The sequence below is a fragment of the Variovorax brevis genome (assembly GCF_030317105.1).
In the GTDB taxonomy this organism is placed as follows: domain Bacteria; phylum Pseudomonadota; class Gammaproteobacteria; order Burkholderiales; family Burkholderiaceae_C; genus Variovorax; species Variovorax brevis.
Map to the genome: position 1 here is coordinate 193,721 of NZ_JASZYG010000003.1, position 20,841 is coordinate 214,561.

Annotated in this window: 23 protein-coding genes; 16 read left to right on the forward strand and 7 right to left on the reverse strand. The window is 64.2% G+C overall.

Annotated features, from left to right (window positions below):
* Positions 1 to 135 precede the first annotated feature (135 nt).
* Positions 136 to 1,395, reverse strand: a complete 1,260-nt coding sequence (gene icd / locus QTI66_RS09730) for an NADP-dependent isocitrate dehydrogenase (RefSeq protein ID WP_286559293.1) — start codon at positions 1,393 to 1,395, stop codon at positions 136 to 138.
* A 133-nt stretch (positions 1,396 to 1,528) separates the two neighbouring features.
* Here icd and QTI66_RS09735 point away from each other — a divergent pair, with 133 nt between their 5' ends.
* Positions 1,529 to 1,909, forward strand: coding sequence for a cell envelope biogenesis protein TolA (locus QTI66_RS09735; RefSeq protein WP_286559295.1), 381 nt, complete (start codon positions 1,529 to 1,531; stop codon positions 1,907 to 1,909).
* Positions 1,910 to 2,107: 198 nt separating this feature from the next.
* A complete protein-coding gene (locus QTI66_RS09740) occupies positions 2,108 to 2,575 on the forward strand; it encodes a DUF192 domain-containing protein (protein ID WP_286559949.1) in 468 nt (155 codons plus the stop codon).
* A 75-nt stretch (positions 2,576 to 2,650) separates the two neighbouring features.
* On the opposite strand, the gene QTI66_RS09745 is transcribed toward QTI66_RS09740, so the two are convergent.
* Entirely contained in the window at positions 2,651 to 3,232 is a 582-nt protein-coding gene (locus QTI66_RS09745; protein WP_286559297.1) for a superoxide dismutase, read from the reverse strand.
* Positions 3,233 to 3,281: 49 nt separating this feature from the next.
* On the reverse strand, positions 3,282 to 4,598 hold the full coding sequence (gene xseA, locus QTI66_RS09750) for an exodeoxyribonuclease VII large subunit (protein ID WP_286559298.1): 1,317 nt from the start codon (positions 4,596 to 4,598) through the stop codon (positions 3,282 to 3,284).
* A 314-nt stretch (positions 4,599 to 4,912) separates the two neighbouring features.
* Between xseA and QTI66_RS09755 the strand changes: the two genes are divergently transcribed.
* The 6 genes from QTI66_RS09755 (at position 4,913) to adk (ending at position 8,709) form a co-directional block, all read left to right on the forward strand.
* A complete protein-coding gene (locus QTI66_RS09755) occupies positions 4,913 to 5,545 on the forward strand; it encodes a MotA/TolQ/ExbB proton channel family protein (RefSeq protein ID WP_286559299.1) in 633 nt (210 codons plus the stop codon).
* A gap of 25 nt (positions 5,546 to 5,570) precedes the next feature.
* Positions 5,571 to 5,996 (forward strand): ExbD/TolR family protein, encoded by a 426-nt coding sequence (locus QTI66_RS09760; protein WP_286559300.1) that lies wholly within the window; start codon positions 5,571 to 5,573, stop codon positions 5,994 to 5,996.
* Positions 5,972 to 6,979, forward strand: coding sequence for a tetraacyldisaccharide 4'-kinase (gene lpxK / locus QTI66_RS09765; protein ID WP_444814988.1), 1,008 nt, complete (start codon positions 5,972 to 5,974; stop codon positions 6,977 to 6,979). The genes QTI66_RS09760 and lpxK overlap by 25 nt, the downstream gene beginning before the upstream one ends.
* Positions 6,960 to 7,142 (forward strand): Trm112 family protein, encoded by a 183-nt coding sequence (locus QTI66_RS09770; protein ID WP_286559301.1) that lies wholly within the window; start codon positions 6,960 to 6,962, stop codon positions 7,140 to 7,142. The genes lpxK and QTI66_RS09770 overlap by 20 nt, the downstream gene beginning before the upstream one ends.
* Before the next feature lie 5 nt (positions 7,143 to 7,147).
* A complete protein-coding gene (gene kdsB, locus QTI66_RS09775) occupies positions 7,148 to 7,921 on the forward strand; it encodes a 3-deoxy-manno-octulosonate cytidylyltransferase (protein WP_286559302.1) in 774 nt (257 codons plus the stop codon).
* 131 nt (positions 7,922 to 8,052) lie between these two features.
* Positions 8,053 to 8,709, forward strand: a complete 657-nt coding sequence (gene adk, locus QTI66_RS09780) for an adenylate kinase (protein WP_286559304.1) — start codon at positions 8,053 to 8,055, stop codon at positions 8,707 to 8,709.
* A gap of 17 nt (positions 8,710 to 8,726) precedes the next feature.
* On the opposite strand, the gene QTI66_RS09785 is transcribed toward adk, so the two are convergent.
* Genes QTI66_RS09785 through QTI66_RS09795 form a run of 3 tightly spaced genes read right to left on the reverse strand, consistent with a single transcriptional unit; the run spans position 8,727 to position 10,631 of the window.
* The gene (locus QTI66_RS09785; protein WP_286559952.1) at positions 8,727 to 9,200 is read right to left on the reverse strand and encodes a DUF6152 family protein; all 474 of its coding nucleotides are present in this window, start codon (positions 9,198 to 9,200) and stop codon (positions 8,727 to 8,729) included.
* Between the two features lie 27 nt (positions 9,201 to 9,227).
* Complete coding sequence (locus QTI66_RS09790; RefSeq protein WP_286559306.1) at positions 9,228 to 9,644, reverse strand: hypothetical protein; 417 nt, start codon at positions 9,642 to 9,644, stop codon at positions 9,228 to 9,230.
* Positions 9,645 to 9,647: 3 nt separating this feature from the next.
* Entirely contained in the window at positions 9,648 to 10,631 is a 984-nt protein-coding gene (locus QTI66_RS09795) for an asparaginase (RefSeq protein WP_286559307.1), read from the reverse strand.
* 84 nt (positions 10,632 to 10,715) lie between these two features.
* Here QTI66_RS09795 and lexA point away from each other — a divergent pair, with 84 nt between their 5' ends.
* From lexA to QTI66_RS09810, 3 genes are all read left to right on the forward strand, one after another.
* A complete protein-coding gene (gene lexA / locus QTI66_RS09800; protein ID WP_286559308.1) occupies positions 10,716 to 11,399 on the forward strand; it encodes a transcriptional repressor LexA in 684 nt (227 codons plus the stop codon).
* A gap of 118 nt (positions 11,400 to 11,517) precedes the next feature.
* Positions 11,518 to 11,859 carry a hypothetical protein gene (locus QTI66_RS09805; protein WP_286559309.1) on the forward strand — a complete coding sequence of 114 codons (342 nt, stop codon included), beginning with the start codon at positions 11,518 to 11,520 and terminating at the stop codon, positions 11,857 to 11,859.
* Positions 11,860 to 11,908: 49 nt separating this feature from the next.
* Complete coding sequence (locus QTI66_RS09810; RefSeq protein ID WP_286559311.1) at positions 11,909 to 12,916, forward strand: D-2-hydroxyacid dehydrogenase family protein; 1,008 nt, start codon at positions 11,909 to 11,911, stop codon at positions 12,914 to 12,916.
* Between the two features lie 33 nt (positions 12,917 to 12,949).
* Here the strand turns inward: QTI66_RS09810 and QTI66_RS09815 are convergent, their stop codons facing one another.
* Positions 12,950 to 14,518, reverse strand: a complete 1,569-nt coding sequence (locus QTI66_RS09815) for a hypothetical protein (RefSeq protein ID WP_286559313.1) — start codon at positions 14,516 to 14,518, stop codon at positions 12,950 to 12,952.
* A 736-nt stretch (positions 14,519 to 15,254) separates the two neighbouring features.
* On the opposite strand from QTI66_RS09815, the gene QTI66_RS09820 reads away from it, so the two are divergent.
* The 5 genes from QTI66_RS09820 to QTI66_RS09840 all read left to right on the forward strand — a co-directional run bounded on the left by QTI66_RS09820 (position 15,255) and on the right by QTI66_RS09840 (position 20,772).
* Positions 15,255 to 16,775 (forward strand): 3-hydroxyacyl-CoA dehydrogenase, encoded by a 1,521-nt coding sequence (locus QTI66_RS09820; RefSeq protein WP_286559314.1) that lies wholly within the window; start codon positions 15,255 to 15,257, stop codon positions 16,773 to 16,775.
* A 23-nt stretch (positions 16,776 to 16,798) separates the two neighbouring features.
* Entirely contained in the window at positions 16,799 to 17,578 is a 780-nt protein-coding gene (locus QTI66_RS09825; RefSeq protein ID WP_286559316.1) for an oxepin-CoA hydrolase, alternative type, read from the forward strand.
* A gap of 62 nt (positions 17,579 to 17,640) precedes the next feature.
* Positions 17,641 to 18,360, forward strand: a complete 720-nt coding sequence (locus tag QTI66_RS09830) for a Crp/Fnr family transcriptional regulator (protein WP_286559318.1) — start codon at positions 17,641 to 17,643, stop codon at positions 18,358 to 18,360.
* Between the two features lie 7 nt (positions 18,361 to 18,367).
* On the forward strand, positions 18,368 to 19,456 hold the full coding sequence (locus tag QTI66_RS09835) for a phosphotransferase (RefSeq protein ID WP_286559320.1): 1,089 nt from the start codon (positions 18,368 to 18,370) through the stop codon (positions 19,454 to 19,456).
* A 44-nt stretch (positions 19,457 to 19,500) separates the two neighbouring features.
* Positions 19,501 to 20,772 carry an acyl-CoA dehydrogenase family protein gene (locus QTI66_RS09840; protein ID WP_286559321.1) on the forward strand — a complete coding sequence of 424 codons (1,272 nt, stop codon included), beginning with the start codon at positions 19,501 to 19,503 and terminating at the stop codon, positions 20,770 to 20,772.
* Positions 20,773 to 20,841 lie beyond the last annotated feature (69 nt).

Sequence of the window (20,841 nt, forward strand, 5' to 3'; positions counted from 1 at the left end):
AATGTGCGCCGCCACCGGGCGCGCAACGGGCAAACGCGTTTTTGCTGCCTGAAAGAAAAAACCCCGGCGTTTTGAGGCGCCGGGGTTTGTCGGAGTTTGCGCTTGGCAGGCCGGACTCAGGTTCCGGCCGGGGCATCACATGTTCTCGATCATCACCTGACCGAAGCCGGAGCAGCTCACCTGCGTCGCGCCTTCCATCAGGCGAGCGAAGTCGTAGGTCACCTTCTTGCTGGCGATGGACTTTTCCATCGAGCTGATGATCAGGTCGGCGGCTTCCTTCCAGCCCATGTGGCGCAGCATCATTTCAGCCGAGAGGATCTCGGAGCCGGGGTTGACGTAGTCTTTGCCCGCGTACTTGGGCGCCGTGCCATGGGTGGCTTCGAACATCGCGACCGTATCGCTCAGGTTGGCGCCCGGGGCAATGCCGATGCCGCCGACCTGCGCGGCCAGTGCGTCCGAGACGTAGTCGCCATTGAGGTTCAGGGTGGCGATCACGCTGTACTCGGCGGGGCGCAGCAGGATCTGCTGCAGGAAGGCGTCGGCGATGCTGTCCTTGACGGTGATTTCCTTGCCCGTCTTCGGGCTCTTGAACTTCATCCACGGGCCGCCGTCGATGAGTTCAGCGCCGAATTCCTTGGCGGCCAGGCCGTAGGCCCAGTCACGGAAGCCACCTTCGGTGAACTTCATGATGTTGCCCTTGTGGACGATGGTCACGCTGGGCTTGTCGTTGTCGATGGCGTACTGGATCGCCTTGCGCACCAGTCGCTCCGTGCCCTCACGCGAAACCGGCTTGATGCCGATGCCCGAGGTGTTGGGGAAGCGGATCTTCTTGACGCCGAATTCGGCCTGCAGGATCTTGATGAGCTTCTTGGCCTTTTCGCTTTCGGCTTCGAACTCGATGCCGGCGTAGATGTCTTCCGAGTTCTCGCGGAAGATGACCATGTTCGTCTTGTGCGGCTCCTTCACCGGGCTGGGCACGCCTTCGAAGTACTGGATCGGGCGCAGGCAAACGTAAAGATCGAGTTCCTGGCGCAGCGCAACGTTCAGCGAACGGATGCCGCCGCCGACCGGCGTCGTCAGCGGGCCCTTGATCGACACCACGTAGTCGCGCACGGCATGCAGGGTTTCCTCGGGGAGCCACACGTCGGGGCCATAGACCTTGGTCGACTTTTCACCGGCGAAGACTTCCATCCAGTGGATCTTTTTCTTGCCGCCATAGGCCTTGGCGACGGCTGCATCCACCACCTTGAGCATCACCGGCGTGATGTCGAAGCCAGTTCCGTCTCCCTCGATATATGGAATGATCGGCTGATCCGGCACATTGAGCGAGTTGTCGGCGTTGACCGAGATCTTTTGGCCTTCGGTCGGGACTTTGATGTGCTGATAGCTGGACATGAGGGGATAGGCTCCGGATAAAAGTGATGGCTGGGGACAACACATGACCCCAGCCCGGTAACGAATAGCCTTAGAATTTTAGACGCAACCGGAGATAGAGGCACTGTCAACCAAGTCCGTCACGGTCTCGTTGTTGACCTACCTTCTGCCCACCGGGAGGCGTTTCGAAACCATTTCTAATGAGGAATATGTGATGAGCAAAGTACTCGCAGTGATGATCGCCGGCCTTTTCGCCGTTGGCGCTTATGCCCAGAACCCAGCCGGACAGTCCTCCGAACAGGGCAATGTCACCAACAAGGCAACTGAACGCGCCGACGCCAAGAAGGCCTCCAAGCCGGCTGGACAGGTGAAGGGTCCCGGAGGCGACGCACCGCTGTCCACTGAAAGCGCCGTCACGTCCAGCGACAAGGCCGCCGCTTCTGGCGAGGCTCGCAAGCAAACGCGCGACCAGCGTCGTCCGGGCAAGCGCAAGACGACCCAAGGCGGCACCCCGGATATGCCTGGCGCGAAGTAATTCGAATCGCCTTTACAAAGAGCGCCCCCTTGAGGGCGCTTTTTTTTGTATTTCGGCTTTGAAATTTCTGGGTGGCCGACACCAAAATCCCGCGCGCCCACTCCGCGCGAATTTCGATGTAAGCTTTGAGCCGCCGCAAAAATGCCCGCCCGTGGAGCGGGCATTTTTCATTGCCATTTTCGACAGGAAGCCAGCCAGATGTTCCCCCGTTTCTTATTCGCCCTTTGCCTGCTCGCCAACTTGCTTTTGCTGCCCGTCACGAGCGCGCTTGCCCAGGGCGAGCCGCAAATGAATTTGCAACGGGTCCAGATCTCCGCCGGCATGTACAAGATCGACGCCCAGGTTGCCGCCTCGCCCATTGAGCGCCAAGTCGGCCTGATGTTCCGAAAGGAAATGCCGCAGCAGGAAGGCATGCTGTTTGTCTTCGAGCAAGCCGCTCCTCAGTGCTTCTGGATGAAGAACACCATCCTGCCGCTAACGGCTGCATTTGTGGCGGACGACGGCCGGATCGTGAACCTGGTCGACATGAAGCCACAGACCACAGACTCCCATTGTTCCGAGGAGCCCGTGCGCTACGTGCTCGAGATGAACCAGGGTTGGTTTGTCAAGAAGAACATCAAGAAGGGCTTCAAGCTGGCCGGAACGCCCTTCCAGCCCGCGCGCTGAACCGCACTCGAATCGCCGCTCCAAGCAAAAAAGCCGGCCCCTCCCGGGACCGGCTTTTTCAATGCTGGGCAGCGATCAACCGAAGTTCTTGGCTGCGAAGTCCCAGTTCACCAGCTTGGCCAGGAAGGTCTCGACAAACTTCGGGCGCAGGTTGCGGTAGTCGATGTAGTAGGCGTGTTCCCACACGTCGATGGTGAGGAGTGCCGTGTCGGCGGTGGTCAGCGGCGTGCCGGCAGCGCCGGTGTTGACGATGTCCACGGTGCCATCGGGCTTCTTGACGAGCCACGTCCAGCCGGAACCGAAGTTGCCGACAGCCGACTTGGTGAAGGCTTCCTTGAACGCATCCAGGCTGCCCCACTTGGCGTCAATGGCCTTGGCCAGCGCGCCGGTCGGGGCGCCGCCGCCTTGCGGCTTCATGCAGTTCCAGAAGAAGGTGTGGTTCCAGATCTGCGCGGAGTTGTTGTAGATGCCGCCGCTGGACTTCTTGATGATTTCCTCGAGCGTCATGTTCTCGAACTCGGTGCCCTTTTGCAGGTTGTTCAAGTTCACGACATAGGCGTTGTGGTGCTTGCCGTAGTGGTACTCCAGCGTTTCTTTCGAGTACTCGGGCGCGAGCGCATCCATCGCGTAGGGAAGGGGAGGAAGTACGTGTTCCATGTTATTTGCTCGTGGGTTGGTTGAAAGAACGAAGCATTCTAGAAAGGATTCATTCGTCTGGTGTCGGACGTTCGCTCATCCCTTCCACGCCTGTGACTGTCAGGCCCGCCACACCATCGGCGAGCCGGGCGCTGATGGCATCGCCCGGCGCGAGTTGCTCCACGCTGGTCAGGGGCCGGCCGCTGGTATTTGACAGCCATGCATACCCGCGCTGCAGCACCAGCGACGGGTCCAGCAATTGCAGCCGCAAGGCAGCCCGGTCCAGATGCTCGCGCTGCGTGCCGAGCGCCTGCGCAATGGCCAGCGGGAATTCGTTGCGCAGGACGCGCTGGTGCTGCGAAAGACGCTCCACCTTGGCGACGACGCCGAAATGCAGTCGTTGCGCCAGATGAGCGCAACGCATGTGCTGTCCCGCGATCAAGCTTGACGGACGCCCCAGGCGTCCCGCGGCTTGGTCGAGGCGCTGCCCAAGCGTGTCCACGCGCGAAACGACGGCGTCGCGCAGCCGATCTTCCATCAGGGCCAGAGCGCCCAGCCATGTGTCGCGCGGCGCACTCACGAGTTCCGCAGCCGCCGTTGGCGTCGGCGCGCGCAGGTCGGCGCAGAAATCGGCGATGGTGAAGTCGGTCTCGTGGCCAACGCCACTGACGAGCGGCACAGGACTTTCGACGATGGTCCGCGCAAGGGACTCATCGTTGAACGCCCACAGGTCCTCGATGGACCCGCCACCACGAACCAGCAGGATGACATCGACACGCTGGCGCATGGCGTAAAGCTCCCGCAGCGCACGAACCAGGTCGGCCGGCGCCGCCGCGCCCTGCACCGCCGCCGGCGCAAGGATGACAGGGATGTGTGGCACGCGGCGCCGCAACGCCGTCACCACATCGTGCAGTGCCGCGGCGCCGAGCGATGTCACCACGCCAATCGACCGCGGCATGATCGGCAGCGGACGCTTGCGTGTCGGGTCGAAAAGTCCTTCCGCCTCGAGCCGGGCCTTGCGCTGCATGAACTGCTCGAACAAGGCCCCCTGCCCTGCGCGCTGCAGGCTTTCGACCACCAGTTGCAGGTCGCCTCGCGGCTCATAGACCGCGATGCGCCCGCGCACCTCGACCTGGTCGCCATCGCGGGGATTGAAATTCAGCAAGCTTGCTGCCCGGCGGAACATCGCGCATCGCAGTTGCCCGCTCTCGTCCTTGAGCGAGAAATAACAGTGGCCGCTGGCCGCCCGCGAGAAACCGGAGATTTCGCCGCGCACGGCCACGGGATTGAATCGCGCGTCCAGCGCGTCGGCGATGGCATGGCACAACGCGCCCACGGCCCAGACGCGTGGCCCCGCGGACGAAGTGGACAGGTTATGTTGCATCATCAATGCGACACCATGGGGTGGTGGACTCTTCCACAAGGGTTCGTACCCGTATGCAAATACAGGGTCCTACAGCACGAAAAGCTGATGTTGCGGTGCAACCCGTTGATTTCATTCAAAAAAACGCTGCCCAAAATTCACTCGATCCAGCGCGAGGCCCGCAGCATGCGGGTTTGGCCGAGGTGCGAAGCCAGTTAATCACAAAGTTATCAACAGATTCTGTGCGTTGCATCTGACAGGCAAGATGCTGCCTGAACACCTCGCCGGCGGTGGATAATCGCCGCGCATTTGCATTCCTACGGAGCCGGAGGGCCTCTTTGCTTTCGATCATAGTTGCTGCGGGTTGGCCGATCTGGCCCCTGCTTGTTTGTTCGGTGCTCGCGCTGGCGCTGGTCATCGAACGATTCACTTCCCTCAAGACTGCCCGGGTGATGCCACCCAAGTTGCTGGACGAGGCCATCACCGTTTCGCGCACCGCCGTGCCGCCGCCCGACGTCGTGACCAAGCTGGAACGCAATTCGTCCTTGGGCGAAGTGCTGGCCGCGGGCTTCCGGGCCCTCAACGCCAACCCCCGCTCCACGGACGATGACATCCGCGCCGCCATGGAGGCCACCGGCCGCACGGTCGCGCACAAGCTGGAGCGCTACCTGGCGGCCCTGGCAACCATTGCCTCGGCCGCGCCCTTGCTCGGCCTGCTGGGCACGGTCATCGGCATGATCGAGATCTTCGGGTCGCAGTCGCCGGCCGGCGGCGCTGTCGGCTCGGGCAATCCGGCGCAACTGGCGCACGGCATCTCGATAGCGCTCTACAACACGGCGTTTGGCCTGATCGTGGCCATTCCGACCCTGATCTTCTGGCGCTACTTCCGCAGCCGCGTGGACGAGTACCTGCTCGGCCTCGAACTGGCCAGCGAGCGCTTTGCGCGCCACCTGAACATGATCCGGGGCTGAACCTGCCGTGAAGAGAAAATCCTCGATGGACTTTCGCCACGGATCGCGCGACGAGCCGGAGATCAACCTGATCCCCTTCATCGACGTGCTGCTGGTGATCCTGATCTTTTTGATGCTGTCGACCACCTACAGCAAGTTCACCGAGATGCAGCTTCGCCTGCCGACCGCTGACGTGGATGCGCAGCGCGACTACCCGAAGGAGGTCATCGTTGCGGTGTCTGCCGACGGCCGTTATTCGGTCAACAAGAACGCCCTGCCCGACCGCAGCGTCGAGACGGTGGCGGCTGCGCTGGAAGCGGCATCGGCCGGCGGCAAGGACAGCATCGTGATCATCAGCGCGGACGCCAGCGCGGCGCACCAGTCCGTCATCACGGTGATGGAAGGGGCGCGGCGCGCGGGTCTCATGCAAATCACCTTCGCGACCCAATCGGCCGCACAGGCCGGGCGATAGCCTTGTCCCTGCAGCGCGTCTGGCTGGAACGCGGCGCGCTGGCGTGGCTGCTTCTGCCGGTCTCGCTGCTCTTTGGCGCCTTGGCGGGAATGCGGCGAGCCCTCTTCCGGATGGGCTTGCTTCGCACCGAACGGGTCAGCGTGCCCGTGGTGATCGTGGGCAACGTCATTGCCGGCGGTGCAGGCAAAACGCCTTCGGTGATGGCCATCGTCGAGCACCTGCAGGCGCGCGGAAAGCGTGTCGGCGTGATTTCTCGAGGCTACGGCCGCACCACCAGCGATTGCCGCGAAGTGCTTTCATCCAGTTCGCCCGCCGACGTGGGCGACGAACCGGCACTCGTCCAGCGAAAGACCGGTGCACCTGCCTTCGTGGCCAGAAAGCGCATCGAGGCAGCCCGCGCCTTGCTGGCCCGCTATCCGCAAACGCAAGTCATCGTCAGCGACGACGGCCTGCAGCACACCGCCCTCGCCCGTGACGTGGAGATTTGCGTCTTTGACGACCGCGGCATCGGCAACGGCTGGCTGTTGCCGGCGGGCCCGCTGCGCGAGACGTGGCCGCGCGCCTGCGACCTGGTCCTGCACACGGGCGAGCGAGCCGCATTCGCCGGGTTTCGCGCGCAGCGTGCGCTGGCCGATCACGCCGTGGGCCGCGACGCCATCCCCGTATCCCTGGCATCGCTCGCAGGCCGACGCATCGTGGCTGTCGCCGCGATTGCCAAGCCGGAGAGCTTCTTCCAGATGCTGCGCAACAAGGGCGTCACGCTCGAACGCACCATTGCACTGCCCGATCACGACGACTTCCAGAACTGGACACCACTGTCCGCCAGCGGCCTCACCGTTCTTTGCACCGAAAAGGACGCCGCCAAGCTCTGGCGCGTGGAACCGCATGCGCTGGCGGTTGCGCTTGTCTTTGAACCCGAACCGGCGTTCTTCACCGCACTGGATGCAAAGCTATCATCGCTCGATGGATACCAAGCTGCTTGAACTGCTCGTCTGCCCCGTGACCAAGGGCTCGCTCACGTGGAACCCCGCGAAGCAGGAACTCGTGTCGCACAGCGCGCGCCTTGCCTACCCGGTGCGCGACGGCATCCCCGTGTTGCTGGAAGACGAGGCCCGCGTCCTCACCGACGAAGAACTGGGCATTTGAAGCCCATGGACACGACTGCATCCGGCTTCGTGGTCCTGATCCCGGCGCGCCTGGCGTCGACACGCCTGCCCGACAAGCCGCTGGCCGATATTGCCGGCATCCCCATGGTGGTGCGGGTGGCGCAGCGCGCCCGGCAGTCCGGCGCCGAACGGGTGGTGGTCGCGGCCGACCACGAGCGCATCGTCGATGCTTGCCGTGCCCATGGCGTGGAAGCATTGATGACGCGGCAGGCCCATGTCAGCGGCAGCGACCGGCTGGCCGAAGCCTGCACGAAGCTGCAACTGGATGACGCGCAAATCGTCGTCAATGTGCAGGGCGATGAGCCCTTGATCGAAGCCGGCTTGATCGACGCCGTGGCGCATGCCTTGGCCCAGCGACCGGATGTCGCCATGAGCACAGCCGTTCACGCCATCGACACGCTGGCGGATTTCCTCAATCCAAATGTCGTCAAGGCGGTGCTGGATGCGCAGGGAACGGCGCTTTACTTCAGCCGGGCGCCGATTCCGTGGTGGCGTGACGGTTACGCTTCTGCGGGCTTCACCGAGCTTCCGTCTCCAGCGCCGTGGCGGCATATAGGCATCTACGGTTATCGCGCGGGCTTCGTGAAGCAATTTCCCCTACTTCCGCCTGCGCCGATCGAAACCAGCGAAGCACTTGAGCAGCTTCGCGCGCTCTGGCACGGCCATCGCATCGCCGTGCATGTCAGCGACCATGCGCCAGGGCCGGGCGTGGACACGCCGGAAGACCTCCAGCGCGTGCGGGCGCTGCTCGGCGGCTGAGTCGGCAGCAAGCGTCTTCCCCACGGGGTGGGGGCATGAGCGCGTGCTATCCTCTTCGCAAACTCCGTCACGCTTTTTTCGCTCGGGCGAGCGCGTGACGCGACGAATTCAAAAGAACCTCCGAGGACATCATGAGACTGATTTTGTTGGGCGCCCCCGGGGCGGGAAAAGGCACGCAAGCCGCCTTCATCTGCCAAAAGTATGGAATCCCGCAGATCTCCACGGGAGACATGCTGCGCGCCGCCGTCAAGGCAGGCACTCCGCTGGGCCTCAAGGCCAAGGCCGTGATGGACTCGGGCGCACTGGTCAGCGATGACCTCATCATCAATCTTGTCAAGGAACGCATTGCGCTGCCCGATTGCGCCAACGGCTTCCTGTTCGACGGATTCCCGCGAACCATTCCCCAAGCCGAAGCCATGAAGGCAGCTGGCGTCAAGATCGACTACGTGCTCGAAATCGACGTGCCCTTCGCGGACATCATCGAACGCATGAGCGGGCGCCGCTCGCATCCTTCGTCGGGCCGCATCTACCACGTCAAGTTCAACCCGCCCAAGGTCGAAGGCAAGGACGACGCCACCGGCGAAGACCTCGTGCAGCGCGAGGACGACAAGGAAGAAACGGTTCGCAAGCGCCTGGACATCTACAGCCAGCAGACGCGTCCGCTGGTCGACTACTACTCTTCGTGGGCCAAGGCGGAACCGGCCGTGGCGCCGAAGCACCGCCAGATCAGCGGCACCGGCACGGTCGATGAAATCACCCAGCGCGCATTGGCGGCGCTGAGCAGCTGATCTTCTTGCCGCGCTGATCAGGCCGGGCTGGATCGCAGCCCGTACACCTTGCCGTCGACAAACAAGTACTCGACGCGCATCACCGCCTCGCCTTTTTCATCGCGCGTGGTAAAGCCGACGGCGGAGATCTGCGTTCCTGGCTTGATCTCGGGGATCTTCCATGCGTCCATTCGGGTCAAGGGCGCCAGCTCGAGCTCCCATTGGCGATCGGTACGGGTCGGCTTGACGGCCTTGGCCAACAATCCAGGCCCATCGACGGGCGCGCTCTGCGCGGGCAAGGCGCGGCGGCTCAAGTCGGGGGGCACCTTCATGTCGCTCGCCACCTCGATCACCAGCTCGACATGCGGGTTCTGCCACATCGACTTGACGACCTTTCCTTCAAGGTAAATGGGGCGTTCCTGATCGAAGCCGCTCCAGCCGTGGTGGGCCCAAGCCGCCGACATGGCCAGCGGGGCGCTGGCGGCGGCAAGCATGAGGTGTCGACGTTTCATCATCGCTCTCCTTCGCGCATGGTTCAGTCAATAGGCGATCCAGCGACCGCAGAACACGACCGCGATCCAGATCACAGTTGACAACAACATTTGCGCACGGGCAAGGCCATCGAGGCGAGTGAGGGAATTGCGCGCGTGGAACCAGATCGCGTTGCATCCTGCCGCGCAGAGCAAGCCCATTTTCGAGATGAAGAAGCCATTGGCCAGGAGTTCACCCGGCCGCGTGGAGAACATCAGCAGGCCCGTCACCGCCGCCATCGAGAATCCGGTGAGTGCAATGGTCAGCGACAGCCGCGCCAGGGCTTGCACCGGAATGGCGGCGGCACGTCCGAATACCCGCATCTCGAGAGCGACGAGGTTGCCCAGCAGCAGGGCAATGCCGAGCACGTGTACCGCCTCCAGGGCGGGATACGCCCAGTCGATCGACTGAAGCGCAGAGAACATCAATCAGCTTTCGGCCGAAAGGATATCGAGCAGCAATGCGATGCGGGCCTTGACCGGACTGAGCGCGCCCGCATCGGGGATGGTGTCCGCCGGCTTGAAAAGGATGCGGCCATCGACGCAGCGCGTCGCGCGCAGCACCGACACACCGGCCTCCTGTGCGCGTTTGGCAGCCGCCTCGATCTCGTGATGCAGGGTGCCGTTGCCGGTCGCAGCCAGGATCAGGCCCTGCGCCGCGTGAGGCACGCCAGCGAGACGCTCGCTCACCAAGGCGTCGATCAGCCACGGCCTGGCGTTGGCGTGGCTCACAACAATCTCCACGCGGGGCGCTTCGGCCGCTGATGCGAGCCGCTCGATGGCAATGGCCGAGGGGCCGATATCGTCGGGCCAGGGCCTGACAAGGCGCACATGCCCTTCCTCCACAAAACCGACGGGGCCGGCATCCCCGGAACTGAACGCGTCGAGCCGATAGGTGTGAACCTTCTGCACGTCCGCAGCGGCATGCACCGTCCTGGCGCAAACAGCCACGACGCCGCGCGCGCCTTCGGTTGCCGCGACCGCAATCGCATCGCGCACATTGACCGGCCCATCGGGTGACACCGCAGTCGACGGACGCATCGCGCAGGTCACGACAACGGGCTTGTCTGCCCGAAGAACCCGGTGAAGAAAGTACGCCGTCTCCTCCAGCGTGTCGGTACCGTGGGTGATGACGATGCCGGCCACGTCCGGCTCCGCAAGCCAGTGGGCGCAGCGCTTGGCCAGTTCGCACCAGATGGCGAACTCCATGTCCTTGCTGTCGACCTGCGCGACCTGCTCGGCAACCAGCGCAATGCCATCCGGAACATCGATGCCCGCGACCAGATCCGACACGCCGACCTGTCCCGCGACATAGCCGATGTTGTCCTGCGCACTCGAAGCGCGGCCGGCAATGGTGCCGCCCGTGCCCAGAACGACCACCCGCCGCGCGGCGTGCTGCGATTTATTGCCCATGGCTTGCCATTCACCCAAAACTGGTTAAAAATACAGGTACTGGATATGCAGCCAGTACACGAAGTACATACAGGAGTTCAGCGAATGCTCAACCTGCCGTTCCCCGCCAAGCTTACCGCTCGCCAGCAGCAGATCCTCGATTTGATCCAGGCTGCGATTGCGCGCACAGGTGCGCCGCCCACGCGCGCCGAAATTGCAGCGGAGCTCGGCTTCAAGTCCGCCAACGCGGCGGAAGAGCATCTGCAGGCCCTCGCGCGCAAGGGGGTCATCGAACTCGTCAGCGGCACGTCTCGGGGCATCCGCCTCAAGAGCGAGGCGCTGCGTTCCATCAACGAATCGCGCAACAACCAGTATTCGCTTCCCTTGCCCGGCCTGGCCCAGTTGGCACTGCCACTCATCGGCCGTGTCGCAGCAGGCTCCCCGATCCTGGCGCAGGAACACGTCGACCAGACCTTCTACGTCGAGAACACCCTCTTCCAGCGCCGACCCGACTACCTGCTGAAGGTGCGCGGCATGTCCATGCGGGACGCCGGCATCATGGACGGCGACCTGCTCGCGGTCCAGGCCACCAAGGAAGCACGCAACGGGCAAATCGTCGTGGCCCGCCTGGGAGACGAAGTCACCGTCAAGCGCCTCAAGCGCAACAAGCAGGTCGTCGAACTGCACGCCGAAAACCCCGACTACCCGACCATCTTCGTGCACCCCGGCGAGCCTTTTGAAATCGAAGGCCTCGCGGTCGGACTGATCCGCAACACGATGCTGATGTAGTTCTCGTTCATCCGGCCGCGTCAGGTGGCGGGCGTATGGCATGTGGCCATCACCCTGTCGCGGCACCAGAAGAAGCAATCCTGCCTGTGTTCAACCCCTAACCACTATTGGAGTTCACATGGGTATTGCTCTTCTCACCTTTGCCGACCTGATCACGCCGCTGCAGGCTTTCGCCACCCGCCTGATGACGCCACGCCGCTCGCGCCGCGGCACTTCTGCGCCGATGCGCTATGTCGCCATCCGGCCCTCGTGCGCCGCGCGGGGCACGGAAGAAAAGGCGGCCATCAGCGCCCACACGGCGCGGCCCCTGCGCGTGGTGCGCGTCGTCGACAACAAGGCATCCGGCCGGGCCGGCCGCGTCGTCATATCAGGCCGCATGGCGGATGTCTGCGCCGAGCTGGATCGCCTCGCCGCGCTTGAAGCGCGCGAGCTTTCCCACGCGGCAGGCAATCTGCATTAGTACGCACCCCCGGAAACGTCGCGAGTGACGCAAGGCACAATAACGTGCCATGAACATTGTGATCCTCGACGACTACCAGGATGCGGTGCGCAAGTTGCGCTGCGCGGCGAAGCTGGATGCCTACGCAGCCAAGGTGTACACCAACACCGTCAAGGGCATTGGGCAACTGTCGGTGCGCCTCAAGGACGCGGACGTGATCGTGCTGATCCGCGAGCGCACCCAGATCTCGCGCCAACTGATCGAAAAGCTTCCCAAGCTGAAGCTGATCTCCCAGACCGGCCGGATCGGCTCGCACATCGACATCCACGCGTGCAGCGAGCACGGCGTGGCGGTCGCGGAAGGCAATGGGTCACCCCAGGCGCCGGCCGAGTTGACTTGGGCGCTCATCATGGCCGCCATGCGCCGGTTGCCGCAGTACATCAGCAACCTCAAGCACGGCGCGTGGCAGCAGTCGGGCCTCAAGTCCGCATCGATGCCGCCGAACTTCGGCTTGGGATCGGTGCTCAAGGGCAAGACGCTCGGCATCTGGGGCTATGGGCGTATCGGGCAACTTGTTGCGCGATACGGGCAGGCCTTTGGCATGCAGGTCGTGATCTGGGGCCGCGAAGCGAGTTGCGCCAAGGCGCGCTCCGATGGACTCCAGGTCGCCCCGAGCCGTGAGGCCCTGTTCGCCGCGGCCGACGTGCTGTCCATTCACCTGCGCCTGACCGAAGAGACGCGCAACATCGTGCGCCTCGAAGATCTGGCGCGCATGAAGCCGACGGCCTTGTTCGTGAACACTTCGCGGGCCGAACTGGTGGAGCAGGACGCATTGCTGGCCGCCCTCAATCGCGGTCGTCCGGGGATGGCCGCCGTCGACGTGTTCGAAAGCGAGCCGCCGCTGCAAGGCCACGCCCTGCTGCGACTGGAAAACTGCATCTGCACGCCGCACATCGGCTATGTCGAGCAGGAAAGCTACGAGCTTTACTTCGGGCAGGCCTTCGACAACGTGGTGAGCTTCATCAAGGGCAATCCCACGAACATCGTGAATCCGGGCGCGCTGCAAGTGCGGCGCTGAGAGGCGCCATCGCCGCCGCGGGCGGAGCCGCTCTCAGCGCTTGATGACGAGCGGCCCGTGCCGGGTCGCCGGATCGAAGGGGTCGAAGTCGATCACATGCGGATCGTCGGACGGCGAGGGCGTCCCCTTGCCAGGGGCCGGCGGCTCGATGGGCGCGCGGAGCGTCTGGAAGTCGGTCCGGTCCAGATCCGACAGGTCCATTTCCAGCGCAGGCTTGTCTTTCGGACGTTCAGCATCGGATTCCCGAACGGCATGGGGCATCACAGGCAGATGCGCCATCGGCTCGGTGTGCATCAGGGAGTTCGCCGGTGCATGCGCGCGGGAGGAGCGGCCTTCCGTGCTGGTCAACGGCGTCAGAGGCCCGCCCTCCGTGTCCACGGCGTCCTGATCCACTTCTTCGGCCATCGGTTCCAAAGCGGCCGGAACGGTGGTCGCGGCCGCACTGCGGAAGGTCGCCGGCGCGGCCCACGTGCCCTCTGGCTCGATCGCGTCGCGCGCCACCGCGTAGAGAAGCAGGAGTTCCTGATAAGCCGGCAGGTCGAAGGCCTCTTCCCGCGATCCTGGCTTGCGGAACACCAGTTCCTCGATCAAGGCGAGCGTTTCGGGATAGGGCCAAGTCGCCTGGATGCGCTCCAGCACGCCGTCGTAGCGGTCGAGGCTTCGGCCCTCGAGCGTGAAGTCGTCGAAGTCCGGCACACCGGCATTGAATTGCTGCTCGAACTCGCGGCGAAGGCGAGCGTAGTCCTCGCGGCGGTCGAGCGAATGGAAGATCCGGAACAGATCGAGGTACGCCAGCGCGCTCGTTCCCGGGTTGGTCGCGATGTGCTCGCGCAAGACTTCAATGGCCTGTTCCTGCTGCCCCAGAGACAGGAAAAACTCCGACTGCTGCTGCACGTCGAAAAGCTCTTCCGTATTGACCGGTCGCACTTGTGCGCTTTCAAACGCCGAACGCGCCGCAATGGCGCTTTGCTGCAGGGCGGCGAAATCGGTGTCGACAAGGCTGGTGCTGAATGCCGCCGCAGGCTTGGCGGAGATTGTGTTGGGGACCGCTTTGGTGACGCCGATGGCAGCTTCGGGCTCGAAGTTGTCTTCCTCGTCGTCTTCATCGACCAGTTCGCCCTTGCGAGGCAACGCCCCCTTGCGCGAAGACCGCGCCGCAGGAGCGACATCGTCGCCCCACCACATCGGCGCCCTCGCCCTTTGCACCGCGCGCCACAGCAACAACATGGCGATGAGCGCCAACAAGAGGATGGCCAGCAATGCGTACACCAAGGGGTTGCGGTAGCGGCTTGCACGCGCCTCGGCAACCTCGCTCTTCATCTCCAGCAGCAGTTGCTGCGTCTGGGCGGCTTGCGCGCGCAGCAAGGTCAAAGTGTCTTCCAGAGCACGAATGCGCTGGGCTTCCTGCTGCACTTCCTCGGGCGAACGCGTGGGCGGCTGCGCCACTGACGGCGCAGCGCCGGCTTCGGCGGGTCGCTTGACCGGGTCTTCCGCGGCCGCGACGGGGACCGCCGGCGCCGGCTTGAGTGCCGGTTGCGTCGTGGGCACCGGTTCGAGCGGCTCGACTTTCAGGCGCGACTGGGGCTGCGGCGGCGGTGCCACTGGCGCCGCAGCCGCAACCGGCGGCGTGGGCGCAGGACGTGGCGGCGCGGGCGCAACAGTTTCTGCCTTGCGTGGGCGCGGAGCAACAGCGACTGCCGGCGGCCGTGAACGACGCGGCGGCGTGCTCGCCGGCTTCGGTGTTTCCGAGGCAGATTCGCCGTCAGGCTCGGCGCGCGCAGCGCGGGCAGGCCGCGTCGGGGCTGGAGAAGGCGAAGGCACGAATGCAGCAGCTGGCGGCGCCACATTGGCCGGCGCAACAGGTGCGGCGGCCCGAACCGCAACCTCCGGAACATCCGCCAACAAGACGTACTGACGCGTAGACTTCGCGACGCAGCCAGCGTTCAAGGTCACGGTGACCACCGGCTCCTCGATGGCCCTTGTGGTTCGCAGGTGCACGCGGGGCGAATCCGGCCCGGGGCCGGGCTCCAGCGATAAAGTCACGCGTCGGTCATCGACCCGTACGTCCCCCTGCAAGATGTCGACTTCAAGGCACAGCGCGCCGCCGCCCTCGGAGGAGTCCAATTGAAGCGGGATCACCAAATCGAGCGGCTTGCCGATCCAGGCGGCCCCTTGGGGTCGCCCGATCGTCAATGCGTGCGATTGGAGTGCGAACCCGAGTAAAAGGAGGGCCGCTTTTAAACGCGGAGATTGCAAAAGGGATTGAAGGCAATAGAAAGTAAACACATTCTGACACGCTGGTCAGATTTGGCCACTTACATATAGAGACAATTAGCAAATGACTGTGAATTATTCCAAGATCGGCGTCGTCGGTGCCGGCGCCATGGGACGGGGCATCGCCCAGATTGCTGCACAGGCCGGTAGCGAAGTGCTGCTTGTCGACACCATGGCCGGCGCCGCCCAACGCGCGCTCGACGCCGTGGTCGGCACTTGGGCCAAGCTGCAGGAAAAAGGCAAGCTTGATGCCGCGAGTCGCGATGCCTGCGCTGCGCGCCTGAAGGCCGTCGATTCGACGAAGGATTTCGCGGATTGCGATCTGGTGATCGAAGCCATCGTCGAAAACCTGGAGATCAAGCGCCAGCTTTTCCGCGATCTCGAAGGCATCGTCTCGAAGAGCGCCACGTTGGTCACCAACACGTCTTCCCTGTCGGTGACGGCCATTGCCGCGAGGCTGTCGAATCCCGAGCGCTTCGCAGGTTTTCACTTCTTCAACCCGGTGCCGCTGATGAAGGTGGTCGAAGTCGTCGCCGGCTTCAAGACGGACCGTGCGCTGTGCGAGCGCCTTGCGGGGTACGCTGCCCAGATGGGCCACAGCGCAGTGCAAACGCAGGACACGCCGGGCTTCATCGTGAACCACGCAGGTCGCGGCTACGGCACGGAGGCGCTTCGCATCGTGGGCGAAGGCGTTGCCGACTTTGCGACCATCGACCGCATCCTCAAGGACCAGGGCGGCTTCCGGCTCGGCCCCTTCGAACTGATGGACCTCACGGCGCTGGACGTGTCCCATCCGGTGATGGAGTCGATCTACCACCAGTACTACGAAGAGCCGCGCTTCCGTCCGAGCGTCATCACCGCGCAACGCCTTGCGGCCGGTGCCGTGGGTCGCAAGTCGGGCGAAGGCTTCTATCGTTACGTCGATGGCGCCGCGCAGATCACGCCTGAAGCGCCCACCCCGGTCCTCGAGGCGTTGCCGCCGGTCTGGGTGTCGCCCCGTGCGGCGCGTCGACCGGACCTGCTCAAGCTCGTCCATACGCTGGGCGCGCAACTTGAAAGCGGCGCCACGCCCTCTTCCGCCGCGCTGATCGTGGTGGCACCGCTGGGCTTCGACGTGACGACCGTGGCCGCGGTCGAACGGCTCGACGCCACGCGAACGATCGGCATCGACATGCTGGTCGATGACGTCGCCACCAAGCGCCGCGTGATCGCCACCAATCCCGCCACGCGCCGCGACATCCGCGACGCCGCCCATGCCCTGTTCGCCCGCGACGGCAAGGCCGTGAGCGTGATTCGCGACAGCGGCGGCTTCGTGACGCAGCGCGTGATCGCCACCATCGTCAACATCGCGGCGGACATGTGCCAGCAGCGGATCTGCTCGCCTGCCGACCTGGAGACCGCGGTGCGGCTCGGCCTGGGCTATCCGCAAGGTCCGCTTGCGATGGGCGACCTTTACGGCCCGACCAACATGCTCGAAGTGCTGTTCAATCTGCAGACGGTATACGGCGATCCGCGCTATCGCCCCAGCCCGTGGCTGCGGCGCCGTGGCGCGCTGGGCCTGAGCCTCAAGCACGAAGAAGATTGACCTCCTCCTGAAGGCGCTACGCAATGACCGCACAACTCAAGAGCACGACCGAAGGCAGCACGATGGTGCTGACGCTGTCCAATCCCTCGCAGCGCAACGCGCTGGGGCCGGACATGTACGCGGCAGGCATCGAAACGCTCAACGGGGCCGAGAACAGCCACGAGATCCGCAGCGTGATCATCACCGGCGAAGGCCCGTGGTTCAGCGCTGGCGGTTCATTGCAGCGCCTGCAGGCCAATCGCGAACTCGAGCCGGCGGCGCAGGCGCAAAGCATCGAGGCGCTGCACAACTGGATCGAGGCGATCCGGGCCTATCCCAAGCCGATCATTGCGGCGGTCGAAGGCGCGGCGGCGGGTGCGGGCTTTTCGCTGGCGCTGGCATGCGACTTCATCGTTGCGGCACGCGACGCCATCTTTGCAGCGTCGTACAGCAACATCGCGCTGTCGCCCGACGGCGGACTCAGTTGGCAACTGGCGCAGGCACTGCCCCGGCAAGTCGCCAGTGAATGGATGATGCTGGGCGAGCGCATCGGCGCCGAGCGTCTTCATGCCCTCGGCCTCGTGAACCAGCTTGCCGACAACGGGCAGGCCTTGTCCACCGCGCTGGCCTTGGCGGAAAAGCTCAACGCGCGGGCACCGAACGCGCTGGCCAGCGCCAAGGAGTTGCTCAGTGACGGCGCCAACGCAACCCTTTCAGCGCATCTCGACACGGAGCGCGATCACTTCGTGCGCAACCTTCATCACCCCAATGCCGGCATCGGCATCGCGGCCTTTCTGGCCAAGGAGCAGCCGCGCTACGCATGAGCGTCGCGTCGCGTCGCTCTCGTGACAGCCTTCATCATTTCAGTCGCCGACAGGACAGGCCAATGGACGACCCCATTCTTACCATCGAAGAACGTGAAGCGATCAACAGTGGTCGCTGGTTCAGCACTCTTTCACCTTCGCTTCGGCACGACATTCTCCGATGTGCATTCGTCAAACGCTTCAAGGACGGCGACCTGATCGCTGCGCGCGGCGACCCGCCCGAGCAGTGGATTGCCTGCGCCAAGGGAGCGGTGCGCGTGAGCTCGACGGCCGTGTCGGGCAAGCAGGTCACGCTGACCTACGTGGAGCCCGGCATCTGGTTTGGCGACGTGGCAATGTTCGACGGGGACCGGCGCACGCACGACGCCTATGCGCATGGCGATTCCACCATCCTGTGCGTGGCCCGGGCGGACTTCCAGAAGATTCTTGCGACGCACGTGGAGTTGTACGAAGCGCTCATGCGCCTGCAGGCGCGGCGCATTCGCCAGCTCTTCGGACTGGTGGAAGACCTCAACACCCTGCCGCTGCGTGCCCGCCTGGCCAAGCAATTGATTCATCTGGTGCGCAGCTATGGCGTACCCAACCTGGCAGACGGCAGCCAGATGCGCATCGGCCTGCATCTGGCGCAAGAAGAACTGGCGCAACTGTTGGGCGCTTCCAGGCAACGCGTGAACCAGGAACTCAAGGCCATGGAGCGCGAGGACGTCATCCGCATCGAACCGGGCGGGCTCGTCGTGCTGGATCGCGCCGCGCTGATGCGCATCTCGGAATCTGATCAATAAAGACTTCATGACGCAGGACTTCAACAATTTCGTCGGCACCCGTGCCGTTTCGCAGCAGCATGCATTCGACGTCGGTGCATTGACGTCCTGGCTTGAAAAGAACCTCGAGGGCTTCAAGGGTCCGCTGACCGTCGAGATGTTCAAGGGCGGCCAGTCCAACCCCACGTACAAGCTCGTCACGCCTTCGCAAAGCTACGTGATGCGGGCCAAGCCCGGCCCGGTGGCCAAGCTGCTGCCTTCCGCGCATGCCGTGGAGCGCGAGTTCAAGGTCATGAGCGGACTGGCCGGCACCGGCGTGCCCGTGCCGCGCATGCATTGCCTGTGCGAAGACGAATCGGTCATCGGCCGCGCCTTCTACGTCATGGAGTTCATGCAAGGGCGCGTGCTCTGGGACCAGTCGCTGCCGGGCATGAGCAACGCCGAGCGCAGCGCGATCTATGACGAAATGAACCGCGTGATCGCCGCGCTGCACACCGTCAATGTGGCCGAGCGCGGCCTGGCGGACTACGGCAAGCCGGGCAACTACTTCGATCGCCAGATCGGCCGCTGGAGCAAGCAATACGTCGCCTCCGTCACGCAGCCGATTCCTGAGATGGATCGCCTGATGGAATGGCTGCCGGCGCACATTCCGGCCAGCGCAAAGGACGAAAGCAGGACGAGCGTCGTGCATGGCGACTACCGCCTGGACAACCTGATGTTCCACGCCACCGAGCCGCGCGCCATTGCCGTGCTCGATTGGGAACTGTCGACGCTGGGCCATCCGCTGGCGGACTTCAGCTACCACTGCATGTCCTGGCACATTCCGCCGGGCTCGTTCCGCGGCTTGGGCGGGCTCGACGTCCAGAGCCTGGGCATCCCCACCGAAAGCGAATACATCCGCCGCTACTGCGAGCGCACCGGCATCACCACGCCGGAGGCGCTGGCGCCGGACTGGAACTTCTACCTCGCCTACAACATGTTCCGCATCGCCGCCATCCTGCAAGGCATTGCCAAGCGGGTGGAAGCCGGCACCGCGTCGAGCGAACAAGCCGTGGCATCGGGCCGCGGCGCGAAGCCCATGGCCGAGATGGCATGGCGCTTTGCCGAGCAAGCCTGAGGCAGCGGCGCCCCGGAACACGCACCCATTTCACAGGAGACATCATGGATTTCGAATACTCGGCCAAAACGAAAGAGCTGCAGAAGCGCGTCACTGCCTTCATGGACGACTACATCTATCCGGCCGAGGCCGAATATGCAGCCGAGCTCACTGCCAACACGGCCGCAGGCAAGCGCTGGACCGCGCTGCAAACCGTCGAGAAGCTCAAGCAGAAGGCACGTGCGCAGGGCCTGTGGAACCTGTTCCTGCCAGTCGACAGCGCGGCGGCTTCGGGCTACGAAGGTGCGGGCCTCACGAACCAGGAATATGCGCCGCTGGCGGAAATCATGGGCCGCGTGCCATGGGCCAGCGAAGCGTTCAACTGCTCGGCGCCGGACACCGGCAACATGGAAACCATTGCCCGCTATGGCTCCGAAGCCATCAAGGCGCGCTGGCTCAAGCCGCTGCTCGAAGGCGAGATCCGCTCGGCCTTCGCGATGACCGAGCCGGCCGTGGCATCGAGCGACGCGACCAACATCGCGACCCGCATCGAACGCCAGGGCAACGAATACGTCATCAACGGCCACAAGTGGTGGATCTCGGGTGCGGCCGATCCGCGTTGCGCCGTGTTCATCACCATGGGCAAAACCGATCCGGAAGCGGCCAAGCATTCGCAGCAAAGCATGATCATCGTGCCGGCCGACGCCAAGGGCATCCGCATCGTGCGTCCGCTGACGGTGATGGGCTATGACGATGCGCCGCATGGCCACGTCGAGATGTACTTCGAGAACGTGCGCGTGCCTGTCGACAACATCCTGCTGGGTGAAGGCCGCGGCTTCGAGATCGCCCAGGGCCGCCTTGGCCCGGGACGCATTCACCACTGCATGCGCCTCATCGGCCTTGCCGAGCGCGCCCTTGAACTCATGTGCAAGCGCGCATCCTCACGCGTGGCCTTCGGCAAGACCGTCGCCTCGCAAACCGTGACGCAAGAGCGCATCGCCGAAGCCCGCTGCAAGATCGACATGGCCCGCCTGCTGACGCTCAAGGCTGCCTGGCTGATGGACGTGGCCGGCAACAAGGTGGCGCGCAACGAGATCGCCATGATCAAGGTCGTGGCGCCGAACATGGCCTGCCAGGTGATCGACTGGGCCATGCAGGTGCACGGCGGCGGCGGCATGTCCGACGACTTCCCGCTGGCTGCCGCCTACGCCGGCGCGCGCACGCTGCGCTTTGCGGACGGCCCGGACGAAGTGCACCGCAATGCGATCGCGAAATGGGAACTGGGCAAGTACGCCGTTGAAAAGCGCGACATTGAAGCGCCCGTGACGCGCTTCTGATCGCGCGTTCCTGACTTCGGGGAGAAATCCTCGAGGTCTTGCTGAAGCCACCGCGACCCTGCGTGCGGT